The organism is Levilactobacillus brevis ATCC 14869 = DSM 20054, from assembly GCF_001433855.1.
GTDB classification, from domain to species: domain Bacteria; phylum Bacillota; class Bacilli; order Lactobacillales; family Lactobacillaceae; genus Levilactobacillus; species Levilactobacillus brevis.
On sequence record NZ_AZCP01000001.1, the window covers coordinates 78,873 to 102,626 of the forward strand.

Below are 23,754 nucleotides of genomic sequence, written 5' to 3' on the forward strand. Positions count from 1 at the left end.
ATGTAAATAGCATATATATATCAATGCTGTTATAAAACAGACCAACTGGTAGACTATTAAAGCCATTAATAAATGATTGAAGTTAGGTTCAATCATTTTTAAGAAGACACAATAATTTTTAGGAGGGAGACCAATTTGAAGCTATCGACATCGCGACTGGTAATTTTATTACTAAGTTGCCTGATTTTCGGTTTTGGCATTATGAAGGGGCAGACGGCAGAAGCTAGTATTACGGCATCTGGTAGTACGTACACGGTAACTTCGGGAGATGATTTGTTTAACTTGTTGACGAATAACAAGAATTACTGGTCATCCCAAAATATTCCACCGACGGATCTGACAATCAAGGTGGCTAATACCATTACGTTACCGGGGTATGATGTGAGTTTATATAGTGGGCTGACCAATGTTAAGGTTGATTTTCAACAACACCAGTTCTATGCAGGAAGTTACGTGGCATCGCGGGTCCTAATTCCAAGAACGAGTTCGGCTCAATTAACCGTGGCCAACGTCAACAACACGAGTAATGCCACTACTAACCAGGTTACTGGAGCGCCAAACTCAGCTGGAACGGGGACAACGACAGCTTATCTCAGTACCTACTATGGTATGTTGTTTTCGTCAGATTTTGGGCTGTCGGCTGGCACTACCTCCTGTGCGGCACAAGTCACGTACGATAATGTTGTATATAATATGCCCAATAATTTGGTCTACAATCAACCATTGTGCACCTACTTTGTACCGATTAATTTCACTGGAAAAAATAAAATTGTCACTGCCGTCTCAGGGCAACAAGTTGGTGAAATCGCAAATTTAAAGGTCAGTTCGGGAACCACTGAAATCATTGGTGGCGATGGAAGCAGTGGCTTAGCTGGTGGGATGTTTTATCCCTACTATAATAACTTGAATCAAGCTGACTTCCCGATTGATGTGGCGAAGGGAGCAACCTTGACGTTAACCAATAAGGATGCCAGGGCCCCCATGTTTGCATTTATTGGTATAGCCAATTCAGTAACAATTAATAATCAAGGAACCTTGAATCTAAACGCGACGAGTGCACAGACAACGTTATTTGGTTCGGGAACGAAAGGGGTAACCTTAAATGCTTCCGCACAGGCCAATACTAATATTAGTACAGCCGGCGCAGCATTTAGTAATGACATGGGGACAACTAAGTTCATTGGTAATTTTGCCGACCAATCGCGTACAGTGCTTTCGTCCGCGACCTCTGTTTTTAAAAATTCGAGTGCTTGGAAAAACAATAGTTCCTTGAATGTTACGGCTGGTGCTAAGATTGCGGCTTACAGCGGTGGTACCCAAACAGGTGGGTTAACCGACTCCAGTAGCCATTATATTCCAGTGACGTTTAATGGGGGGAGCATGGCTCAAGGCTTTTTAAAGCCAAGTGCTCCCAGTACGACGGATGATTATACCGGACTAGAACCGGCCGACTCGAAGTTTAATGCGGCTGGTAGTACCGTAAACTCTAATGACTTAACCAATGCCAATAATAAGGGGTTGCTTATTTCAGCGGAACTATTGGGGACTGACCTTGGTGCAGTCGATCAGTACAAGTGGGATTACAATATTGCGGACCTAAGTGAGCAGCCTACGTTACTACCGCGAACGACCGGAAATGATCTTTATTTTAGAGTGATTGATACACGGTCCACGACGCCGTCTTTTTCGGTGATGGCAAGTTATACGCCAGCCGAAACGCAGCCGTTTACCATGTGGTTTAAAAATGATCAGTCGGCAGTTCAGCTATCGCCAACCGATCAAACTGTGCTTAGTGCTGACCAGATGACGGCAGATAACGGGGTTTATACAAAAACTTTTGATGAGAACGCCGGCTTGCTGATTAAGGCTAGCATCGCTGCGCGGGCCGGATCGTATACGGGAAAAGTAGTTTGGACCCTGGTAGATGGTGTTCACTAGGGAATGTGTTGAGTAGGCGTTGGTGATAATTGACCAACGCCTTTTTTGCGGGTTTAAAAATTAATTCATGAGGGCAACGACAAAAAAGACCCGCGATCTTTTTACCAAGTCGCGGGTCTTTGAAGTAGCTAAGATTCAAATGTTACAATTACAGTTTTTTAGAAACGGTATACCGTTTCGTTGTTGATGGTTCAGTAGAATTTGTGAGCTGTTGCTCCGCTAAAAAGATATCAAAGGACGGTTCGCCATGCTCGTTTTTAACAACTAAAACATGGCCGGAATTATCGTGCCGTTCTTGATAGATTTGCGCCGTTTGCACGGCTTCGTGATAATCATGGAAATTACCAATTGAGTCACCAGGATTGAAAAGTACTACTTCATCCATTGTCATCATTCCTTTCGGGGCTAGCTGCTGATTTCATTATAGCGCATTCACTTGAAAAACAACACCAATTTACAAATCAGCATCCATGGTAAAAGATAGTTTAGAGAGGTCACCGTTGGCCTGAATCAGCTTACCAATTTGAACTTGAATCTGGGCAAATGCAGCTGTGGCAGTTTCTTGATTGAAATGACCTAACTCAGCGGCGGTGGGGGTAGTTTGCGTGTCACCTGTGCTTAACCGTTGAAAACCGGCAATTTGGGTTTCCTTTAGAAAATTGTCTAGTAGCTTACGGTTTTGATGATAGTGTGCCTCGCTTAAAACGTCGAGTAATTTACCTGCCCAATAAGGATTTTGATTGTCATAGGCAGCGTTGTTTGCGGCATAACTAGGGGCTAATTGATCACCAGCGGCATAGAATGGGACATACGGACTGAATGCCGGATTGCCCAAGCATTGCCAAATCACACCAGCTAAGGTTGGTGCGACGTTACGTCGCAGTTGCAGAATGTGTGAGTTCTGGGTTCGTGATAGACCAATTGCCCGAAATTGGTGACGTTCAGTTTCACTACCAGTTCCCAGCGGATCATAAGGGGTTTCTTGATAGTGTGATCCAAGGAAGGCTTCAACTTCGGGTATGCTAATTTTTTGTTCCGCCTGCCGAATAAAGGGGAGTTCCATACTGGTTGGCTCTTCAAAGGCACTGGGAGTGAAGCAACGATGACCGTACCACACCCGGGGCGTATTATAGTGTGCATCATCGGCTGTTTTGGTTCCGAAAATATGCCGGGAGTTAAAGCGACCGCCATCGGGATTTAACCGATGACGTTGAACAAATTGGCGAATGTCAGCGGAAGTTAGGAAATCTTGTGGTCGATCAAAGTCAATATCCTCAATTGCTAATTGATTGGCGACAACAGCGTATGCATCGTCTGGAATTCGCTGGGCCACCCAGTGATGACCGCTAACGATTTCCATGTACCAGACTTCTTCGGTGTCACTGAAGAGCACACCGTTTGTTTCCGCAGCTCCCTGCTCACTAACTAGCTGACCTAGTCGCTTAATGCCAGCTTGAGCGGAGTCAATGTAAGGCAGCACAACAGTTAGCATGGCATCTTCAGCAATACCATTGCTGACTAAGGGGTCTACGCCAAGAACACGACTGTTCGTGTAGGCGCTCTCGGTGGCACTCATAGCAACATTTTTTTCATTAATGCCGCTTTCTTCATAGTAACCTTCACTGGGATCGGTGTCGGGAACAGCGGTGTACTGATAAGTGGTTTGAGGAAGCCGGGTGGTGAACTGATTCCCTCGTGATACAAAAGGTTGTTCAGGAGACTTACCAGCGGGATGAACAATTGCACGCTTAGGCCAGATAGCAACGAAGTTATCTTCATTACGGGCAATGATGGTGCTGCCATCTAAGGTTGCCATTTTCCCTGCCAAAAACGAGGTACAAGCTTGGTGTGTATGTCGAGACATTCGAGGTTCCTCCCTTTCAGAGATGAGACTGTGATTTATTACGAATACTATAGCACATTTCGCTAGTTTAAGGCGTCTCTCACCGCTTCTTCATCAGAATTTGCTAAGATGGATGTATCAGAAAAAGGAGATGTCGTTATGGCACACACCCAACATCAGCATTCATTGACGCGAGAACTGGCGTGCATTAATCAAGTACCGATTTTTCAGCACTTATCAGATGAGCAGAAGGTGTCGGTTGCTCAGGTGACTCGGCCCGTTCATGCGGCCAAGGGTGAGACAGTGTTTGCGATGGGGGAGGTTTCCCAGACGCTGTACATTGTTAACACGGGCCAGGTACGGTTATATCACTTAGCTGCCGATGGGCATGAACAGGTTCTGCGAGTGTTGAATCCAGGGGACTTTGTGGGCGAAACGGCGTTGTTCACGGATGAAATTCACGCAAGCTTTGCTGCGGCAACGCAGACGGGTGAACTATGTACGATCTCACGGGCGGCACTGACTGCACTCGTGAAGACGTTGCCCCCCGTGGCATTAGCGTTGTTGCAGGCGTTGGCTGACCGGTTAAAAACAGCGGAACGTCAAGCAACCTTGTTAGCCATCCCAGATGCGTTACCCCGGTTAGCTGGCTACTTACAAGCCATCAGTGGGCGACAAGCAATCACGCTAACGTTACCGATGAGTAAACAAGATTTGGCTGCTTATTTGGGAATGACACCGGAGTCGTTAAGTCGGAAATTACGGCAATTGGCTAAGGCTGGTATTATCGAAACCGTCGGCCGACGTCAGATTGGGATTATTGCGCCTGAAAAGTTGGCGGAATTGGCGCCAGAATAGCGTTGAGCTTGTGGTTCTTTTAAGAATCCTTAATAATATGGTATTCCCGAAATAAATTTGCTAAAATGATGGGTGTTGTGTTTCATTGAAATAAATGAACGACTAATTAGGCTTAAGACTAAAATGAAAAAGGGGATACGCACATGTGTGGATTCGTTGGCTATGTGAATCAAAAGGATGTTCCGTCTACCACGATTAATGCGATGGCAGATCGGATCAAGCATCGGGGGCCCGATGATGAAGCTTTCTTTGAAGATGATCAGGCGGTTATGGGGTTCCGACGCTTATCAATCATTGATTTAGCTCATGGTAAGCAACCCATGTACAACCGAGATCAGACGAAAGTTTTGACCTTTAATGGCGAAATTTATAACTATCAAGAAATTCGAGAAGAATTAAAACAACTCGGTTACGAATTCCAAACGGACGTGGACTCAGAAGTCTTGATTCACGGTTACGATGCTTGGGGTCCTAAGCTGTTAGATCGTTTACGTGGGATGTATGCCTTTGTGATTTACGATAAGACGACCAATGAAGTATTTGGCGCACGTGATCATTTTGGAATCAAACCTTTATATTATTATGATGATGGGGACACTTTCCTGTGGGCCTCTGAAATCAAAGCTTTCTTGGAACATCCAAACTTCAAGAAGGAATTTAATGAAGCCTTACTCCCAATTCACCTGAGTTTTGAATTCATTCCTTCTCGGGATACGATGTTTAAAAATGTCTATAAAGTGCTACCGGGCCAATACTTTATTCACCATGCAAATGGCGAAACCGAGACGCACCGGTATTACAAATTCAATTACGATCACATTGACAATACCCAGACGGTTGAAGAAGATGCTAAGAAGATTCGAGGCATCGTTGACGAGTCCGTTAAAGCCCATATGATTGCGGACGTGGAAGTCGGTAGTTTCTTATCCAGTGGGATTGATTCTTCATACGTGTTGAACGAGGCATCTAAGTTAAAGCCAATCCAGTCATTCTCTTTAGGATTTAAGGATTCTAAGTACAGTGAATTGAGCTGGTCAACAGCATTTGCCAAGGAAATCAAACAAAAGAATACGCCGCTCTACATGACGGGTGATGATTACTTCGATATCTTACCAACGATCATGTATTACATGGATGAACCCTTATCTAATCCATCGGCAATGCAGCTGTATTACTTGTCTAAGGGAACACGTGAATCCGTGAAGGTAGCCTTATCTGGTGAAGGAGCCGATGAATTCTTCGGTGGTTATAACACTTATCTGGAAGCTATTCCATTTGAACGCTATCAAAAATGGGTTCCAGGTGGCATTCGCAAGATGCTAGGGAGTATTGCTGAGAAGTTCCCTCGTTTCCACGGTCGGCGTTTCTTGGTTCGTGGGGCGCAGCCATTGAGTGAGCGGTACTACCGGGTTAACTATGTCTTCGACTTCCATGATCGTAATAAGATCTTGAAGAACCCGAGCTTGAATCAGGACGCTGGTGCTTATACCAAGCATTTGTTTGATGATGTGAAGGGGTTAGACGAAATGACCCAAATGCAATACTTCGACATCAACACGTGGTTACCTTACGACATTTTGCATAAGGCTGATCGCATGAGTATGGCGAACTCTCTAGAAGTTCGGACGCCATTAGTTGATAAAGAAGTGGCGAAGTTTGCGGCAACCATGCCGGTTAAGACGCGAATTCACGCGGACGAAACCAAGGTCTCTTTGCGGACGGCGGCCGAAGCAGAATTGCCAGAGCGGGTAGCTAAGAAGGAAAAGATGGGATTTCCATCTCCGATTGCGACTTGGATCAAGACAGAACCTTATAAGTCACGGATCATTGAGGCCTTCAACTCTGACGTGGCTAACAAGTTCTTCAATACGGATGCCTTAATGGATATCTTGCATGAGCACATTAATGGGAAGTCCAGTATGCAAAAGATCTTTACCATTTACACGTTTATCTTGTGGTACCAAGTTTACTTCCCAGAAGAGACGACGGCTAAAACGGTGGATCTAGTGCACCGGACGCAAGTTTAATAATTTAACGGCGCGCCAATGAATTTGGTCGGCCGATAACGATCAAGGTTGCTATTGGACTCGTCCGCTAACAACCTTGATTGTGTTTACTTAGCTTTTAATCAAAATTTAGTGTGAAGGGACGTTTATGTGTGATGGAAACCAATGGCGTCAAGTTTACGCCCGTATTACTCGGGAGTGATTTTAACGTTTACGGGATGGCTCGCTCCTTTTATGAGCTATACCATGAACCCGTTCAAGCTTTTGCCAGTGTGCAATTAGCACCAACGCGCTATACAAAAGTTGTTAATTTAGAGTTGATTCCTGGATTTGATGAAGATCCAGTTTGGATTCAAACAATGCGTAAACTTAAGGAGCGATACGCCGATCATCCCGAACCTGTGATTTTAATTGGGTGTGGGGATGGTTATGCCGAATTGATTAGTAAACATAAGGCCGAACTCGCTGATGTGTTTATTTGCCCCTATATCGACTACGATAAATTACGGCATTTGAACAATAAAGAGAATTTCTACAAAGTCTGTGACCAGTACGGATTACCCTATCCGGCTACCCGTATTATCACCAAGGACATGGCGACAGCCGCTGAACCGGTGGAACAACCCTTTGATTATCCGGTAGCCCTGAAACCAGCTAACAGTGTGGAATGGCTGGATGTCCACTTCGAGGGGCGTAAGAAGGCCTTTCGGATTCAGTCTGAAGCAGAGTTCCGCGACATTGTGCAGAAGATTTATGCCAACGGCTACCAGTCCGATCTGATCTTACAAGATTTTGTTCCTGGTGATGATAGTAACATGCGGGTACTAAATGCTTACGTCGATCAATATCACCATGTGAAGATGATGTGCCTCGGCCATCCTTTGTTGGAAGACCCAGCACCATCTGCGATTGGTAACTATGTTGCGATCATTCCTGAATATAACGAGACGATTTATCAGAATATTCAAAAATTCTTGGAAGCCATTGAATTTACTGGGTACGCGAACTTTGATATGAAGTACGATGTGCGTGATCAAACGTTTAAGCTATTTGAAATTAACTTACGTCAGGGACGGAGTAGTTTCTTTGTGACCTTAAATGGCTATAATCTGGCTGATTGGGTTGTTAAGGACTACGTTAAACAGGAATTGGTTAATGCTCCCACCGTTTACGGTAATCAAGATGAGTCACAACATGCGCTATGGTTAGGTGTGCCGGTGAAAGTCTTTAAGCAATATACGCGTGAGAATGCGGACAAGCAACGGGCGTTGAAGTTGATTGCCGCTGGCAAGTATGGAACAACGTATCACTACGATCAGGATATGAACTTAAAACGGTGGGCATTGCTAACCTGGATGCAACACAACTATACGGTGAACTTTAAGAAGTATTTCGCTGAAAATAAGGGGTAAGCCATTATGGAAAAATTCTTTACGATTATTGGCGGCATGGGAACCATGGCCACCGAAAGTTACTTACATCAATTGAACTTACGGACGCCGGCGCACGCCGATCAGGAGTACTTGAATTACATTTTGGTCAATCACGCAACGGTGCCGGATCGGACAGCTTATATTTTGGATCACAGCCAGCCCAGTCCGTTACCCACATTACTGGATGACATCCGGCAACAAAGCCAGTTAAACCCAGCGTTCTTTACGCTACCTTGTAATACGGCTCATTATTTTTATGATGACTTGCAGGCCGCTACGACTATCCCGTTGTTGCACATGCCACGCGAAACGGTCAAGGAAATCCAACGCCGTTTTCCGGAAGCTAAGCGCATTGGGATTACTGGTACGCAGGGAACCATTACGGATAAGGTTTATGAAGATGAGGTGTTGGCGGCCGGGTTGACACCAGTGTTGCCTACCGCAGAGATTGAAGCGGAAACGATGGAGTTGATTTACGACAATATCAAGGAGCAAGACCGTGTAGATGCACCGTTATATCACCGGATTTTACGCCAAATGCATGATGAGCAAGGTGCCGACTTGGTCATCTTGGGGTGTACCGAATTATCCCTAGCCCAGGAACGCGAACCGGAAACTCAGATTCCTTTGGTTGATAGTCAATCAGTATTGGTTGATCGAACACTGGAAATGGCTTTAGCCTTACGTGATAAAAAATAAGTAATAGATAAATGATGGTCTTGAGTGGCTTCTCTTTTTTAGAGGAGCCACTTTTTTTATTGCCTAAAAAGTGAAATAGTGCACTTTTTGCACGCCCAGCGTGTGCACGTCTTGCACTTGGAACCGCTTTCTAACTCATTTAAAGTAGGAACCGTTATTAGAAAAGGAGGGTGATTAGCATGTTAGAAACGCTACTAACACCAGCGACGATTCAGATGCAGCCTGCTGGTGAACTTGATTGGAAGGAGGCGATTCAGCTAGCGGCTACACCATTAATAAATGCTGGAAATATTGAGCAAAGTTATGTGACAGCCATGATTAACGTTGTTCAGAAGAACGGCCCTTTTATTAATATTGGACCGCACATTGCTTTAGCCCATGCTCGTCCCGAAGATGGTGTTCGAAAAATGGGGATGGCGTTATTGAAAGTGGCACCGGCAATTAATTTGGTCAGTGCGGATCATCCAATCACGTTATTTTTCGTGCTGGCAGCGAGTGACAACGAAACTCATTTGGCGGCGCTACAAGAATTAGCCACTAAGTTACAAGATCGTGATAGTCTGGCCCGACTAGAACAAGCGACCAACCAAACTCAGTTAATTGATGAATTTAAAGGAGTGCAAGCGTAATGAAAATTGCAGCAGTATGTCAATCTGGATTGGGATCAAGCTTCATGATTCAAATGAATATTGACAGTGTTCTTAAGGAAGAACAGGTTGATACAGATAATATTGAGGTCACCCATTTTGATACAGGTGGATTGAACGTTAACGCTGCCGATTACTTTTTCTTGGGCAGTGATTTGGCAGAACAAGCAGCGGATTTACCGCAGGATCGCGTGTTTATTTTGAAAAGCATCATCGATAAGAATGAATTGCAAGAAAAGATCAATGCCTTGTTAGATAAGGAAGGCCTGAAGCACGCATAACGGTAGCTAACTTGATTGGAGGAGTGACACATATGCAAGCCATTATTAATTTTATTGTTTCTATTGTTAGTACGCCCGCAATTTTAGTTGGTCTAATTGCCATGCTGGGCTTGGCTTTACAAAAGAAACCGTTCACCAAGACGCTGGAGGGAACCATCAAAACATTTGTGGGTTTCTTAGTCTTGGTTGGTGGTTCAACAATTTTACAAGGGGCATTGGCGCCGTTTGCCTCGATGTTTAAATTTGCACTCCATGTGCAAGGCGTTGTGCCTTCAAATGAAGCGGTGGTGGCTATTGCCTTACAACAATATGGAACAACCACGGCGCTCATTATGTTTGTGGGAATGATCGTGAATATTCTGCTGGCCCGACTGACGAAGTTCAAGTATATTTTTCTAACTGGTCAAGCCATGCTGTACGTTTCGTGTTTGACGGCCGTGATTTTAATTTCTACGGGGATGAAGGCTGGTGCCACCACGATTATTCTTGGCGGTTTGTTTGAAGGGACTTTATTAACAGTGACGCCGGCTCTCTGCCAGCCGTTTATGCGTAAGATCACGGGCGGAGACGCCGTGGCTATGGGGCATACCGGAAACATTGGATATGCAACTGCTGGCTTGATGGGAAAATGGTTTGGAAATGTTAAAAAGTCAACCGAAGATATTAAATTTCCTAAGGGCCTGAGTTTTCTTCGCGATTCGACAGTGTCAATTACGTTGGTCATGGCCATTGTCTATATCGCATTAGCACTTATTTCTGGGCCATCCTTTATTGAAACTAAGCTGAGTTCTGGAACCAACTATCTGGTTTATGCACTGACGCAAGCGGGGACCTTTGCTGCCGGCTTTTACGTGGTCTTGGCTGGTGTTCGGATGATCTTAGGTGAAATTGTACCGGCCTTTCAAGGAATTGCGACCAAATTGGTGCCCAATGCCAAACCGGCCTTAGATGTACCGATTATCTTTCCTTATGGACAAAATGCCTTGTTAATTGGTTTCTTTGTCAGCTTCATTGTCGGGACCTTCAGTATGTTTGCCATGATTGCGATGGGAACAACCGTGATTATCCCTGGCGTAGTTGGTCACTTCTTCTGTGGGGGTGCCGCGGGAATCTATGGCAATGCAACCGGTGGTCGACGTGGCGCAGTCATTGGCTCTGCCGTTAACAGTTTGCTAATTAGTTGGTTGCCACTCCTGATTCTTCCCGTTTTAGGCGGCTTGAAGTTAGCAGCATCTACATTTGCGGATACAGACTACTTAATTCCCGGGATTTTGTTGGGTAAATTGGGTGGCTTTGGTCAGGTGGCCGTAACGACAGGCATTATTGCGTTTGTAGTGATTGTGGTCATTTGGTCTTTCTTCTTAAAGGGTGATCAGTCAAAGGAAACGAAAAAGGTCTAATTTAGTTGCAAATTAGAGTGACAGATAAGGAGTAAGCGTTAATGACAAAGACAGACACAACGGCTGTAACGGCGACTTTTAGAAAAAAAGATGTGTTAGCAGTCAATACCTTAAGAATGCTGAGCATCGACATGATTGAAAAAGCACAATCGGGTCATCCAGGTTTATGCCTAGATGCGGCCCCAATGGCCTATGTATTGTGGAATTACCATATGAAAGTAGATCCCAAGCGACCGAATTGGATCAATCGCGACCGGTTTGTGTTATCCGCGGGTCATGGTTCGGCGCTGCTATATAGCTTATTGCATATGAGTGGCTATGCAGTTAAAATGGACGATTTGAAACAATTTCGGCAGACGGATTCGTTAACGCCTGGGCATCCAGAAGTGGGGCATACTCCGGGGGTTGATGCGACCACGGGTCCTTTGGGTCAAGGCATTGGTATGGCCGTCGGGATGGCATTGGCTGAAAAACATTTAGCCGCCACATATAATACTGAAGATTATGACTTAATTGATCACCAAACCTATGCGTTAGTGGGGGATGGTGACTTGATGGAGGGGGTTAGTCAAGAGGCAATTAATTTAGCGGGCAAGGAAAAGCTAGATAAGTTAGTGGTCCTTTTCGATTCTAATGACGTCACCCTAGATGGACCTTTAGCAAATGGTTCTGTAGAGACCCAGAGCTACCGGTTCAAAGGTGCCGGCTGGAATTATCTGCTAGTTGCGGATGGCGAAGATCTGGGAGCGATTAATGATGCGCTGAATCAAGCCCAAAAGGCCACTCAACCGACGTTGATTGAGGTCAAAACTCAGATTGGTCACGGATCACCGCAGGCGGGAACCAATCAGGTTCATGGTTCAGCGCTTGGCGCTGAAAATCTGGCCCAAACGAAGGACTTTTATCATTGGAGCCAAACCCCATTTTCCGTTTCAGAAGATGCTTACGCCCAGTTCAAACAAAAAATTGAGGCGCGTGGTGAGGCTGCCCATCATGAGTGGCTCAAACTGTACACCAGTTATCAACGAAATGAGCCTAAGCTAGCTGCCCAGTTCACGCCAGAAATGGGACCTAAGCTGGATGTCAGTCACGTTAAGCTTAGTGATGAAACCATTGGCAAAAAGGTTGCGACGCGGGTGACAAATTCTGAAATTTTACAACAGATTGCTCAAGCGAATCCTAACTTCTGGGGCGGCGCGGCCGATTTGTCCTCTAGTAATAAGACGCAATTGGCTGCCGCTGGTCGGTTTAATCCGACCGCACCTGCTAACCGGAATGTTTGGTTTGGGGTTCGGGAATTTGGTGAGGCCGCAGCATTAAATGGCATGACCTTACACGGGGGTTCACGTGTTTTTGGGAGTACGTTCTTTACTTTTTCCGATTATATGAAAGCGGCTATTCGATTAGCCGCGCTGCAACAACTACCCGTGACCTTTATCTTTACTCACGACTCAATCGCTGTGGGCGAAGATGGACCGACCCATGAGCCGATTGAGCAATTAGCCGGATTACGAGCGATCCCTAACGTTGATGTCATTCGGCCAGCAGATGCCCATGAAACATTAGGGGCCTGGCAGACGATTGCCCAAACGACGAAGCGACCGACTGTCCTGGTTCTCTCACGTCAGGGCTTACCACTACTGGCACAGACATCTGCGACTAAGGTTGCTCATGGTGGCTACGTTGTGTCACCGGCTAAGCATACTGCGTCTGATGGCATTTTGATTGCTACTGGTTCTGAAGTACAGCTGGCTTTGGCGGCTCAAGTCCAATTGCGAGCCAAGCAATATGACGTTTCAGTCGTTTCAATGCCTAGTTTTGAGTTATTTGATCAACAAAGTCAGACCTATCGAGATCAGGTTTTACCGCCAGAAGTAGATAAACGGTTGTCAATTGAGATGGGAAGTACCTTTGGCTGGGGGAAATATACCGGTTTAGCCGGTGACAGCCTCGGCATTAATACCTTTGGCTTGAGTGGTCAGGGTCCAACGGTGGTTGATCGGTTCGGCTTTAACGTGGCAACAGTGGTTGCAAGGTACGAGGCACTATGGAAAAAGGCAGAATAAAGTAATTGGGGTGAGAAACAATATGACAAAAACGCTTAAAGGGATTGCGGCAAGTGATGGTATCGGCATTGCCAAGGCTTATTGCTTAGTTGCGCCAGATTTAAGCTTCCAGACAAAAACGATTGCGGATAGTGCGAGTGAAGTTAAACGTCTTGAACAGGCTTTACAGGCGGCCACGAGTGATCTGACACAGATCCGAGATAAGGCGTTGGCCAACTTAGGTCAGGATGAAGCCGCTGTTTTTGAAGCGCACATGGCGATTTTAGCCGATCCAGACATGGTGGGACAGATTAAAGAGCTCATTACCACAAAAATGATAAATGCAGAAGCGGCACTACAAACAGTGACGGACCAATTCATTACTATCTTTGATGGGATGACGGACAACCCGTATATGCAAGAACGGTCAGCCGATGTTAAGGATGTTACCAAACGGGTATTGAGTCATCTACTAAATCGACCATTACCAGACCCGGCCTTAATCGATGAACCCGTCATTATTGTTGCCCATGATTTGACGCCATCGGAAACGGCACAGATGAATCGACAATTTGTCAAAGGCTTCTTAACGGATTTAGGGGGGCGAACCAGTCACTCGGCAATCATGTCACGTACATTAGAAATTCCTGCTGTTGTGGGGACAGAAAATGCGACACAGGAGATTACAACCGGGATGTCACTGATTGTGGATGGACTCGATGGGTTAACTTTGGTCACCCCAACGGCTACTGAGTTGGTTCAGTTTAAACACCAGGCGCAGGAATTTGCACAAAAACGTGCCACATGGCAGAAGCTTAGACGGGTACCAACGGTGTCTCAAGATGGGAAACACGTTGTACTGGCGGCTAACGTTGGGACACCTGACGATAGTAACGGTGCTGTTGCGGCCGGTGCAGAAGCGATTGGGTTATTTCGCACAGAGTTCCTGTATATGAATAGCGATCAACTTCCATCAGAAGACGCGCAATTCGCGGCTTACAAGGAGGTTGTTATGGCCATGCATGGTAAACCAGTGGTTATTCGGACTATGGACATTGGTGGTGATAAGCCACTGACGTATCTGCCATTGCCCAAGGAAATGAATCCGTTCTTGGGTTATCGGGCCATTCGAATCTCGCTGGATCGGCAAGAAATTTTTCGAACGCAGTTACGGGCGCTGATTCGTGCAGCGAATTACGGTGAAATTCGGATTATGTTTCCAATGATTGCTACACTGGATGAATTTCGTGCGGCAAAGCAGATTTTTAATGAGGAACAGCAACGATTGGTGGCGAGTGGTGTTTCCGTTGCTAAAACGATTCAGCTAGGCATGATGGTAGAGATCCCAGCCTCAGCAATTTCTGCTGACCAATTCGCCAAAGAGGTTGATTTCTTTAGCATTGGAACGAATGATCTGATTCAGTACACATTTGCTGCAGATCGGGGAAATGAACACGTTTCCTATTTGTATCAGCCGTACAATCCGACGTTATTACGCTTAATTCAGCATGTGATTACAGCGGCCCACAAAGAAGGTAAGTCAGTTGCTATGTGTGGTGAAATGGCTGGGGATCGTCTAGCCGCGCCGTTATTATTGGGCATGGGCTTAGATGAATTTTCGATGAGTGCAACGTCGATTCTGCGGGTACGGAGCCAAATGAAACAGTTGAAGACGACTGATTGGGCAAAGATCGCCAATCAAGCGATTCAGCATTGCCAAACGAATCAAGAAGTCAAACAGCTAGTGGAACGGCACCTTCAGGCCTAACGCTGGTTCAGGAAGCAAACAAAATAAGTTACCTAAACTGCATGGTTGCCAACAAGTTGGCATCATGCGTTTAGTATTTTAATGGCTATTTTTAAAGGTTTTCAGTGGGGGGACTCGTGCAGTGATTCGAAAGTGTGGTGAAATGAAATAGATGTTTAATATCAGTAAAAAAAGGCAGATTAACCGACTCGTTTCGCTCTTAGCAACGGGTAAGAAGTATAAAACCGTTGCTGATTTGGAAATGGGGATGAGTCTGTCACGGCGGAGTGTATTCTATTGGCTCAAGCAACTCAATATCACCTTACAACACCTAAAACTGGATAATGTACAGCGTCTTACGTCTGGCGGTTACTTCCTAACACAGGCGACTTTAGATGAACTCAGTCGCTATGAGCAGGCTGCTGCTGAGCCAGTGGTGAATGCAATGGCTCGACGACAGTTAATTATTTGGTATTTAGTTCAGGACGAACCACACCTATCACTAGTCCATTTAGCGGAGCGATTGAAGGTCTCTAAGAATACCATCATTAAGGATTTTAAGCGACTACCGCCAATGTTACCGACGAATACGGTCATCATTAATACGAGTCATGGTAAAGCGTTACGTGGTCTTGAAAAAGGGAAACGTCGGTGGGTGTATCAACAATTAGTGCAACGTAATCAAGCCATTATTCACCAAGTACAGCAATTGCCACACTTAGAAGATATTCGTCGCCAACTTCATGATTTGCAAACGACAACGGGTAATGTTTATAGTGAGGACGCTGTACAGACATTAATCTGGTATATCGGGTGGTTAGTCCAACGATTAGCAGCAGGGAAAAGAGTGGTCGCGGAAACGAAGTTAACATTGATCGATCCGTTAGACCAGTGGTGTGATGCTGTGCTAACGACCTATGCCGTTAGCACGCTTGCAGAGGTTAAGGGGTTACGTGAGTTGCTGTTGGCCGGTCAATTACAACACGTCAATGAGCAGACGTCGTTCGATCAACATCTATTGGTAATCACGCGAAAAGTTGTTCGCCGCTTCTGCTCGGTGTCAGGCATTGACGTCCTGACCGATTCATTTTTAAAAGCGTTGGTGACACATCTGCACGCTGCCTATTTTCGGATAAAATATCACGTGCCTTATCATTACATCGATTTAACCCAGACTAAGGTGACTTATCAGCACTTGATGAGCTTAACCCAATTTTCTTTACGACCCTTTGAGCAATTTTTAAAAATGGCGATACCCAGTGACGAGTTAGCATTAATTACCGTTTATTTTGGTGGTGAAATTAGACGGTTGTCGCCAGACTGGCTGGCATCAGCAAAGCATCCGGACGTATGGTTAGTGTGTACGAGTGGGATTGGAACCAGTCAATTACTTTATCAGCAGTTAGCGACACGATATCCCAGTATTGTTTTTTCACAACCAATGAGCTTGGAAGACTTCTACCGACATGATTTGATCGATGAACGCCCCAAACTGATACTATCGACGGCAAAGCTGCCAGAGACCATCGCAGTTCCGACACTGTGGGTCCAAGCAATTCCGTCCAGCAACGATTTTCAGCGCTTGAATCAAGCGTTTTATCGAGTAGGATTATTGGATGATTCCGGGGGTGCACAACTAGTTCAGGCGGTCCTGGATATCATTACGGATTACGCGCGAGTCGATGATTTTACGGGATTAACCGGTAGTTTACGCGATTATTTCCAGCAAACACCGGTGACTCAGCGAGTGGGTGAACGGCGGTCATTGGCAGCGCTAATCTCAGAAGACCATATCCAGGTATTAGCTGGCGTCTCCGACTGGACAGTAGCGGTTCATCAAGCATTGCGGCCATTAGAAATAGCCGGGATTGTTGACCCGGATTATGCTAATCACATCATTGAAGCGACGCAGACCAATGGTCCATACATGGTCTTAAAAGAGGGGATCATGCTTGCCCACTCCAAGCCGACAGATGGGGTCAATGAGTTGGGGATGAGCGTATTGGTCTTGAAAACGCCAGTTGTACTGTCGGCTCATGGTCAGCAACGATCATTACGGGTGATTTTTGGATTAGCACCCACCGATCGCCAGACCCATGTCCAGGCTTTAAGCCAGTTATTAGCATTACTCCAAAATGAAGAGCTTTATCAACGCTTAATCCTGGCTGATAATCATGATGAGGTGCATCACGTTTTAGTCGAGGCAACTGCCCTGATTTCTTGACCTGCTTGTACAAAATATCCCTTCTCAACATTAATGATGGCTGTTGAGAAGGGATATTAATAATTATTTAAAAGCTAACGTTAGTCCCAATCCAATCGTCAGTAAAGCGACGATACCTAGTAGCCAGTAAATGAGATGGTGTGTTGTTCGCTCCATTTTTCGACCAAAGCTAATCTCAATTAGCGCAATGGTCCCAATTCCCAAAAGAAACTTGAGGCTGATGAGGAGGGGAGCGTGGTTAAACGTTCGGATACTTAACACAACCCCACTGATAATCATGACGATATAAGCAATTCGCGCCAGAATAAGGCATTGGGTAGCTCGTTTTTCAGAATGTCGAGTCAGCCCAACAACGACTAAAATTGCTAAAATAATCCAAGTCCAAAAGTGAAGCCCTAACCACATAGTAACCGCTCCTTTGATATGATGCCTAGTAACCCTAGCCTACCATAATCTACCGGATACCGGGTACTAATTTTCCTCTTTTTCATAGACCAATTCTGCCAGTGGTCCAAGGGGGTGGACGGACTGAAGGTGGAAATGGTGGCGACGATTTAGGTCACCAAAGAGACGTTTACCTTGCCCCAAGGTAACGGGGGCGATTTGTAAGTAGAGTTCGTCAATGAGGTCGTCGGCGATTAAGGGGGTTAGAATGGCTTGTCCACCAATAATCCAGACATTGCCAGATTGCTGCTTCAAACGGCGAGCAAGGCCAAGCAGGTCTTCACTGGTGAAAGTGATAGTTGCTGTATCTTGATAGGGACGCTGGGTTAAGACATAGCTGTGCATGGTAGGATTATAAGGATTGAGAGTTAATGTTGAGGCCGATTCAGCAATCGTATCATAAGTGACCCGGCCCATAATGGCAGTCGTCATCTTACCTAATACATCATGGCCGGCGTCCACCGGGATTCCCGCTAAGCCGGTTAACCAATCGAGACGATCATCGGTTGTTGCTAAGTAGCCATCTAAGGAGATAGCACCGTAAAATTGAATTTTTCCCATTATTGTAATGATCCTTTCAAAAAAACGCTGCTCCAATTCGGAGCAGCGTTAAAGTGGGCATTAGGCATTGGTATTTAAACCAGCTGCTTTAATCCAGTAAGCTTTATTATTTAAGACAATGCGATACCAAGTTGAGCCATCGCTGGCTTTGTTACCTTGTTTGTTGACCGTTACCTTGGTTCCGGTACCAAAGTCTTGCGTATGTGCCGTTGTCTTGGATAGATAAGTTGAATTGAGTACATGGTTGTACATCGCGTAATTTTGAGAATTGTTAAGTGTCATGGTTCCACTGGCGTCACTGTAAGTGACCTTGGGAAAGTTCAAAACCTTGCTATATACCCAGTACTTCGTAGTGGCATTCTTACTGAAGCGGATGCGATACCAAGTGCCGCTCCAACCACCTTTTTTGACACCACGACTATCGACATAGACCTTGGCACCTTTGTGATCAGCACTCAAGCGACCCCAGCCGATTTTGTAAGCACCACTGGTTCCCTTAACATGATTGTAGACGGTCCAATTGGTGTAATTATTGGCTAAAGTTGCGGTTTCGTTATTACTCCCGTGATTGTAAGTGACCGTCTTTTTAGTAGTCGGTGTCGTGTGATCCGTTGACGTATCTGTATTGTTATCCGCCGGATCATCTGTTGATGTGGATGACCCTGATAACTTGGCGTACTGCGTATTTACGAGACTAACAAAGTCTGTCATAGTGTAAGTCGTCCCAAAGTAGGTACTGGCGTTACTCTTCCAATAACCATCCGGATCGGTATGATTGGTTCCGCCAAGGCGATTGGAGACATCATGATGGGAAAGAACCGTGGTGTAACGCTTAGGCGTGAGCCCATTTTGCTTTAAAATATAGGCCGTGTAGTAGGCGGCGTTGTTCAATTCAGAGGCGAAGGCCGCTTTAGAATGAACCTCAACTTGTTCAAACTGCACATACCGTGCATTGGCTACGGGACCAGCACCCCAAGATAAGTATTTGGTGTTGGCAATATTAATAATGTGACTGGCGTCGACAAACGTGTGTACGAAAGCTGCCGAATAATTATTTTTCATATAGGCAATTTCATTATAGATTGTGGAATTGGGGTTGGCTGTTTCATGGACCACAACCCCTTCCGGTTTATTATAGCGATAACTGTTCTTAGGAAAGGTTGACCAAATTGAGCTAGTAATTTTAGGTGTCGCATAATTTTGATTAGCGATGTACGTATTAATTGAATTGGCGCTAGCCGAAGTGTTGGACCAAAAGAGCCCAAAACAACCGGCGGTAATGGCGATTCCCCGAACCGCCCAACGTTGCCATTTTTTCATATTTATTTGCTCCTCCTGTTGATAACTATTTTTAAAATAGACTTAACGCAACGCCTAAAGTATAACTTATTTAAGGAACTTTGAATATTCAAAGGATTTTGGAAGAAAAAACATAATCGTTCGTTAATTACGCTGCATTATTTGAAATTCCCTTGAAAACAAGCATTAAATTTAGTTTTTAACCGAAAAATGAAAATAATGGGCATTAAAGTTCGCGTTTACTCGTTTGTTTCAAACTTTTTACATTTGTGTTGCGAGGAAAGGAGACTTTACTTGCTTCATCTAAGTGATTTGGCTATAATTAAACTTTGCAAATGAAAGGAGCGACGAACAATGGCTGAAATTAAAATTGGCGATTACGTTGCGGCAGAAAAGTTTGGTCCTCTCGAACATGATTTTACGGGAGAAGTTACCAAAGTGTATGATAATTCAGTTTTAGTTGAAATCCGAGAGTATGATCCTGCAGATAAAACGGCGGTCGGCGATATGAATAACCGGGCGGTTGTGCGAAAGACCGCTGCAAAAGTGACCGGTCACGTCGCAGACGAAAACTAGTTTTTTAAAAACTTTTTGAATTTATTTTCAAAAAATGATGACAACCCACAGATGGTATGCTATACTTTTCTGTGTTGTGCGGGTGTAGTTTAGTGGTAAAATTCAAGCTTCCCAAGCTTGCGTCGCGGGTCCGATTCCCGTCACCCGCTTTCGAATGTAGGCGGCCAACATGGTCGTCTTTCTTATTATTCGAAAGCTTTCACCATCACTGGATTAGTAATTTAAGTGGTTTCTCCTCAGCAAGTCCGGGTAGCTGTAAGCCGGAAGGGAACCTTTAAATGAACGGGCCAGTGGCGACTAATTTAATTCAATCATTTAAGTGGACTTTAAAGTCAATTAGAGTGGTACCGCGGGTAATCTCGTCTCTTACAAGTATTTTTGTAAGGGGCGTTTTTTTGTTCCCGGAGTCGTTTGGTGTAAACTAAAATTGATTTACTAACTAATTAACAACCTTTCAAAGGAGGAGTATCTATGGACTACAAACAAATCGTAACGGCAGCCTTGAGTGACGCTTTAGCAGGTCAATTAACGCGTGACGAAATTGCTAGCAAATTGGAACGGCCAAAGACATCTGATAAAGGGGACATGGCGTTCCCGACATTTACATTAGCTAAGCTCTTGCACCAAGCTCCCCAACAAATTGCACAAGACTTAGCGGAAAAGCTAGATAAAACTAGTTTTGAAAAGGTGGAAGTTGTGGGGCCTTACTTGAACTTCTTCTTTGATAAAGGGGCGTACAGTGCCGAAACTTTGCAGACCGTGTTGACTGCTGGTGCTGACTATGGGCAAAACGACGATGGTCAAGGCGGTAATGTGCCAATTGATATGTCGTCACCCAACATCGCGAAGCCAATGTCGATGGGTCACTTACGGTCAACGGTAATTGGAAATTCAATTGCTGAAATCTTAACTAAAAATGGGTACCATCCCATCAAGGATAATCATTTAGGTGACTGGGGAACCCAATTTGGGAAGCTCATCACGGCCTACAAGTTGTGGGGGAACGAAGCCGATGTTAAGGCAGATCCCATCAATAAGTTGGTGGAATATTACGTTCGGTTCCATAAAGAAGATGTTGATAAACCGGAACTTGATGATACGGCACGGGAATGGTTCCGGAAGCTTGAAAATGGGGACGAAGAAGCCCATGAACTGTGGCAATGGTTCCGGGATGCTTCTTTACAGGAATTTAACGATGTCTACGAAAAATTAGGCGTGACGTTTGATACCTTTAATGGTGAAGCCTTCTACAATGATAAGTTGGAGGAAGTTGTCCAGATTCTTAAGGACAAAAACTTATTGGTTGAATCTCAAGGAGCACAAGTGGTTGATTTGAGTAAATACAACTTGAATCCTGCTTTGATCTTGAAGAGCGACGGTGCTTCACTCTACATCACCCGGGATATTGCAACGGCCCTTTATCGAGACCGGACGTATCATCCAGCTAAGAATTTATACGTCGTGGGCTCAGAACAGACGTACTACTTTAAGCAATTAAAAGCAGTGTTGCAAGAAATGGGCGTGCCATCAGCTGATGACCTGGAGCACATTCCATTCGGCTTAATCACGGTTGATGGTAAGAAACTGTCAACGCGTTCTGGCCGTATCATTTTGTTGGCTAAGGTTTTGGATGAATCCGTTAAATTGGCGGCTGAAGAAATCAATGAAAAGAACCCAGATTTGGCGAATAAGGATGAAGTTGCCCAACAAGTTGGTGTTGGTGCCATTGTCTTTGGCGATTTGAAGAATGAACGAACCAATAACATTGATTTCGTATTGGCCGATCAATTGAAATTCGAAGGCGAAACGGGACCTTACGTCCAATATTCACATGCCCGAGCTGAAAGTATTTTACGTAAGGCTGGTAAGGTGACTATTACGACTGATGGCAACCAAATATCGGATCCAGAAGCTTGGGACACCATTAAGACGCTAGCTGATTTTCCAGCTATGGTTAAGATGGCCTGCGATGAGTTTGAACCATCTGTGATTGCGAAGTATGCGATTCGGTTGGCGAAGACATTTAACAAATATTATGCACACTCAAAGATTCTGACGGAAGACGCCGAGTTGCCTGCACGGTTGGCTCTAGTTAAGGCAGTTTCCACTGTGTTAAAAGAATCCCTACGGCTATTAGGTGTTCAAGCACCTGACGAAATGTAGGAAGAAACACGCAACTAGCTGTCGTTAGGCAATGAATGACTCAAGACAAACGTCTTGGGTCTTTTTTGGTGGGCACACGTCAAGATGGCGGTTATTAAATGTGCATGTAAATTTAGGAAAATGTGAATTTATGCGGAAAATAGCGAATGTAAGGGGCCTCTTTTGCGTTTATAATGAATATTTGCTAAAATAATGGTCGTAGTTATGCAAGAATATACGAGGGGGGTTGTTTTAGTGAAAAAGAGTATTCGGCAAGAACGTATCGAACGTCTGATTAACCAATATCCAATCGGAACCCAGGAGGAATTAATGGAGCACCTTGAGGATGTGGGTATTCAGGCCACTCAGGCAACCATCTCTCGAGATATTCGCGAAATGCAGATTGTAAAAGCGCAAGATGGACATGGGCATTTGCGCTACACGATTTTTAAAGTGGGCAACCGCAGTGAAGAAGAGCATCTGCGTGAAACCATTAATGAAGTAGTCATTGGCTTAACTCAAGTGGATTTTGTTAATGTGTTGAAAACACTACCTAGTAATGGGAACCTGTTGGCCGCAATTTTTGATGATTTAAACTTACCAGAGATTGTGGGAACGCTGGCAGGTCACGATACAATCCTGATTATTAGTGCTAATGCAGATGTTGCCAAGCAGCTTCATGATAAAATTGCTGCTGAAATGAATCCGGAAATTATCCACTAATTGTTGATAGAATATGTCATGGCGCCTAGCTGGACATGTTCTTTTTTTATCGTAATGACGGTTAAGCTATTTTAAAGGTTCATAAAGTTTCGCCTAAATGCGGGTGCGAACACAGGTTTATGCTAGAATTGTTTTATTACAATTGAAATAAGAAGAGGCTATTTTATGAATAACCAACAACCTAATCAGACCTTTTGGTCAGGTTTCAAAATACGTTTTAGACGCTTCTGGCGACGGTTTCAGCTTACTCGTTGGTTAATCGTTATTTTTCTCACGATTGTGTTTGTCATGAGTGCTTATTTAACCTTTATGGCAAAGACTGCCAATGTGGGGGATTTGAAAGCGGCCCTGGAAAATCCAACGCAAATTTATGATCGTCGAAATAAAAAGGCGGGAACCCTGTATTCTCAAAAGGGGACATATGTGCCGCTGACGAACATCTCAACTAACGTCCAGCAAGCTGTCATCTCGACAGAAGATCGGAACTTTTATCATGAACATGGCTTTTCCGTCAAAGGGATTGGCCGCGCGTTTTTCCTGTACGCTAAAAATAAAGTTTTACGGCAGAATTATATTAGTGGCGGGGGAAGTACGCTGACCCAGCAACTGGTAAAAAATGCTTATTTGACCCAGGAACAAACATTTACGCGGAAATTTAAAGAGTTATTCCTGTCAGTTGAGGTCGAAAATGTATATAGCAAAAAGGACATTTTATCAATGTACCTCAATAATGCTTACTTTGGTAACGGTGTTTGGGGGGTACAGGATGCTGCTAAACGGTATTTTGGTAAATCGGCAGCTAACTTAACCGTCCCAGAAGCTGCTGTTTTGGCGGGGATGCTAACCTCACCGAGTGCCTATAATCCAGTTGATCACCCTCAAGCGTCA

The 23,754-nt window shown here is 44.8% G+C and carries 20 protein-coding genes and 1 tRNA gene; 16 read left to right on the plus strand and 5 right to left on the minus strand.

Annotated features, from left to right (window positions below; all coding sequences use genetic code 11):
* Nucleotides 1-135 precede the first annotated feature (135 nt).
* Complete coding sequence (locus tag FC61_RS00580) at nucleotides 136-1,938, plus strand: hypothetical protein (protein WP_024526709.1); 1,803 nt, start codon at nucleotides 136-138, stop codon at nucleotides 1,936-1,938.
* Between the two features lie 148 nt (nucleotides 1,939-2,086).
* Here FC61_RS00580 and FC61_RS00585 read toward each other — a convergent pair whose 3' ends face one another.
* Together FC61_RS00585 and FC61_RS00590 are read right to left on the minus strand one after the other, a co-directional pair.
* A complete protein-coding gene (locus tag FC61_RS00585) occupies nucleotides 2,087-2,323 on the minus strand; it encodes a hypothetical protein (protein ID WP_011668226.1) in 237 nt (78 codons plus the stop codon).
* Nucleotides 2,324-2,392: 69 nt separating this feature from the next.
* On the minus strand, nucleotides 2,393-3,802 hold the full coding sequence (locus FC61_RS00590) for a C69 family dipeptidase (RefSeq protein ID WP_035464829.1): 1,410 nt from the start codon (nucleotides 3,800-3,802) through the stop codon (nucleotides 2,393-2,395).
* A gap of 138 nt (nucleotides 3,803-3,940) precedes the next feature.
* On the opposite strand from FC61_RS00590, the gene FC61_RS00595 reads away from it, so the two are divergent.
* From FC61_RS00595 to FC61_RS00640, 10 genes are all read left to right on the plus strand, one after another.
* Complete coding sequence (locus FC61_RS00595) at nucleotides 3,941-4,639, plus strand: Crp/Fnr family transcriptional regulator (protein ID WP_011668224.1); 699 nt, start codon at nucleotides 3,941-3,943, stop codon at nucleotides 4,637-4,639.
* 143 nt (nucleotides 4,640-4,782) lie between these two features.
* On the plus strand, nucleotides 4,783-6,666 hold the full coding sequence (gene asnB, locus FC61_RS00600; protein WP_021742204.1) for an asparagine synthase (glutamine-hydrolyzing): 1,884 nt from the start codon (nucleotides 4,783-4,785) through the stop codon (nucleotides 6,664-6,666).
* Between the two features lie 134 nt (nucleotides 6,667-6,800).
* Nucleotides 6,801-8,057: a carboxylate--amine ligase gene (locus FC61_RS00605; protein ID WP_021742203.1), complete on the plus strand. Its 1,257-nt coding sequence runs from the start codon at nucleotides 6,801-6,803 to the stop codon at nucleotides 8,055-8,057.
* A gap of 6 nt (nucleotides 8,058-8,063) precedes the next feature.
* The gene (locus tag FC61_RS00610) at nucleotides 8,064-8,777 is read left to right on the plus strand and encodes an aspartate/glutamate racemase family protein (RefSeq protein WP_021742202.1); all 714 of its coding nucleotides are present in this window, start codon (nucleotides 8,064-8,066) and stop codon (nucleotides 8,775-8,777) included.
* A 179-nt stretch (nucleotides 8,778-8,956) separates the two neighbouring features.
* A complete protein-coding gene (locus FC61_RS00615; protein ID WP_021742201.1) occupies nucleotides 8,957-9,406 on the plus strand; it encodes a PTS sugar transporter subunit IIA in 450 nt (149 codons plus the stop codon).
* Nucleotides 9,406-9,705 carry a PTS sugar transporter subunit IIB gene (locus tag FC61_RS00620; protein ID WP_021742200.1) on the plus strand — a complete coding sequence of 100 codons (300 nt, stop codon included), beginning with the start codon at nucleotides 9,406-9,408 and terminating at the stop codon, nucleotides 9,703-9,705. Before FC61_RS00615 ends, FC61_RS00620 begins: the two co-directional genes overlap by 1 nt.
* A gap of 32 nt (nucleotides 9,706-9,737) precedes the next feature.
* Nucleotides 9,738-11,105 (plus strand): PTS ascorbate transporter subunit IIC, encoded by a 1,368-nt coding sequence (locus FC61_RS00625; protein WP_021742199.1) that lies wholly within the window; start codon nucleotides 9,738-9,740, stop codon nucleotides 11,103-11,105.
* A 41-nt stretch (nucleotides 11,106-11,146) separates the two neighbouring features.
* Nucleotides 11,147-13,171, plus strand: a complete 2,025-nt coding sequence (tkt, locus tag FC61_RS00630) for a transketolase (RefSeq protein WP_021742198.1) — start codon at nucleotides 11,147-11,149, stop codon at nucleotides 13,169-13,171.
* 22 nt (nucleotides 13,172-13,193) lie between these two features.
* The gene (gene ptsP, locus FC61_RS00635; protein WP_021742197.1) at nucleotides 13,194-14,918 is read left to right on the plus strand and encodes a phosphoenolpyruvate--protein phosphotransferase; all 1,725 of its coding nucleotides are present in this window, start codon (nucleotides 13,194-13,196) and stop codon (nucleotides 14,916-14,918) included.
* Nucleotides 14,919-15,069: 151 nt separating this feature from the next.
* Entirely contained in the window at nucleotides 15,070-17,121 is a 2,052-nt protein-coding gene (locus tag FC61_RS00640; protein ID WP_021742196.1) for a PTS sugar transporter subunit IIA, read from the plus strand.
* A 63-nt stretch (nucleotides 17,122-17,184) separates the two neighbouring features.
* Here FC61_RS00640 and FC61_RS00645 read toward each other — a convergent pair whose 3' ends face one another.
* From FC61_RS00645 to FC61_RS00655, 3 genes are all read right to left on the minus strand, one after another.
* Nucleotides 17,185-17,526: a DUF1516 family protein gene (locus FC61_RS00645; RefSeq protein WP_021742195.1), complete on the minus strand. Its 342-nt coding sequence runs from the start codon at nucleotides 17,524-17,526 to the stop codon at nucleotides 17,185-17,187.
* Nucleotides 17,527-17,592: 66 nt separating this feature from the next.
* The gene (locus tag FC61_RS00650) at nucleotides 17,593-18,126 is read right to left on the minus strand and encodes a dihydrofolate reductase family protein (protein WP_021742194.1); all 534 of its coding nucleotides are present in this window, start codon (nucleotides 18,124-18,126) and stop codon (nucleotides 17,593-17,595) included.
* A gap of 60 nt (nucleotides 18,127-18,186) precedes the next feature.
* A complete protein-coding gene (locus FC61_RS00655; protein WP_021742193.1) occupies nucleotides 18,187-19,446 on the minus strand; it encodes a peptidoglycan recognition protein family protein in 1,260 nt (419 codons plus the stop codon).
* A 333-nt stretch (nucleotides 19,447-19,779) separates the two neighbouring features.
* Between FC61_RS00655 and FC61_RS00660 the strand changes: the two genes are divergently transcribed.
* The 5 genes from FC61_RS00660 to FC61_RS12240 form a co-directional block, all read left to right on the plus strand.
* Nucleotides 19,780-20,001 carry a DUF2187 domain-containing protein gene (locus FC61_RS00660; protein WP_011668217.1) on the plus strand — a complete coding sequence of 74 codons (222 nt, stop codon included), beginning with the start codon at nucleotides 19,780-19,782 and terminating at the stop codon, nucleotides 19,999-20,001.
* 78 nt (nucleotides 20,002-20,079) lie between these two features.
* Nucleotides 20,080-20,150: transfer RNA gene (locus FC61_RS00665), tRNA-Gly, on the plus strand.
* A gap of 322 nt (nucleotides 20,151-20,472) precedes the next feature.
* A complete protein-coding gene (gene argS / locus FC61_RS00670) occupies nucleotides 20,473-22,164 on the plus strand; it encodes an arginine--tRNA ligase (protein ID WP_021742192.1) in 1,692 nt (563 codons plus the stop codon).
* Nucleotides 22,165-22,398: 234 nt separating this feature from the next.
* Nucleotides 22,399-22,866, plus strand: a complete 468-nt coding sequence (gene argR / locus FC61_RS00675) for an arginine repressor (protein ID WP_011668215.1) — start codon at nucleotides 22,399-22,401, stop codon at nucleotides 22,864-22,866.
* A gap of 165 nt (nucleotides 22,867-23,031) precedes the next feature.
* Nucleotides 23,032-23,754: transglycosylase domain-containing protein (locus FC61_RS12240; RefSeq protein WP_162251065.1), on the plus strand; the 723-nt coding region annotated here is incomplete at its 3' end.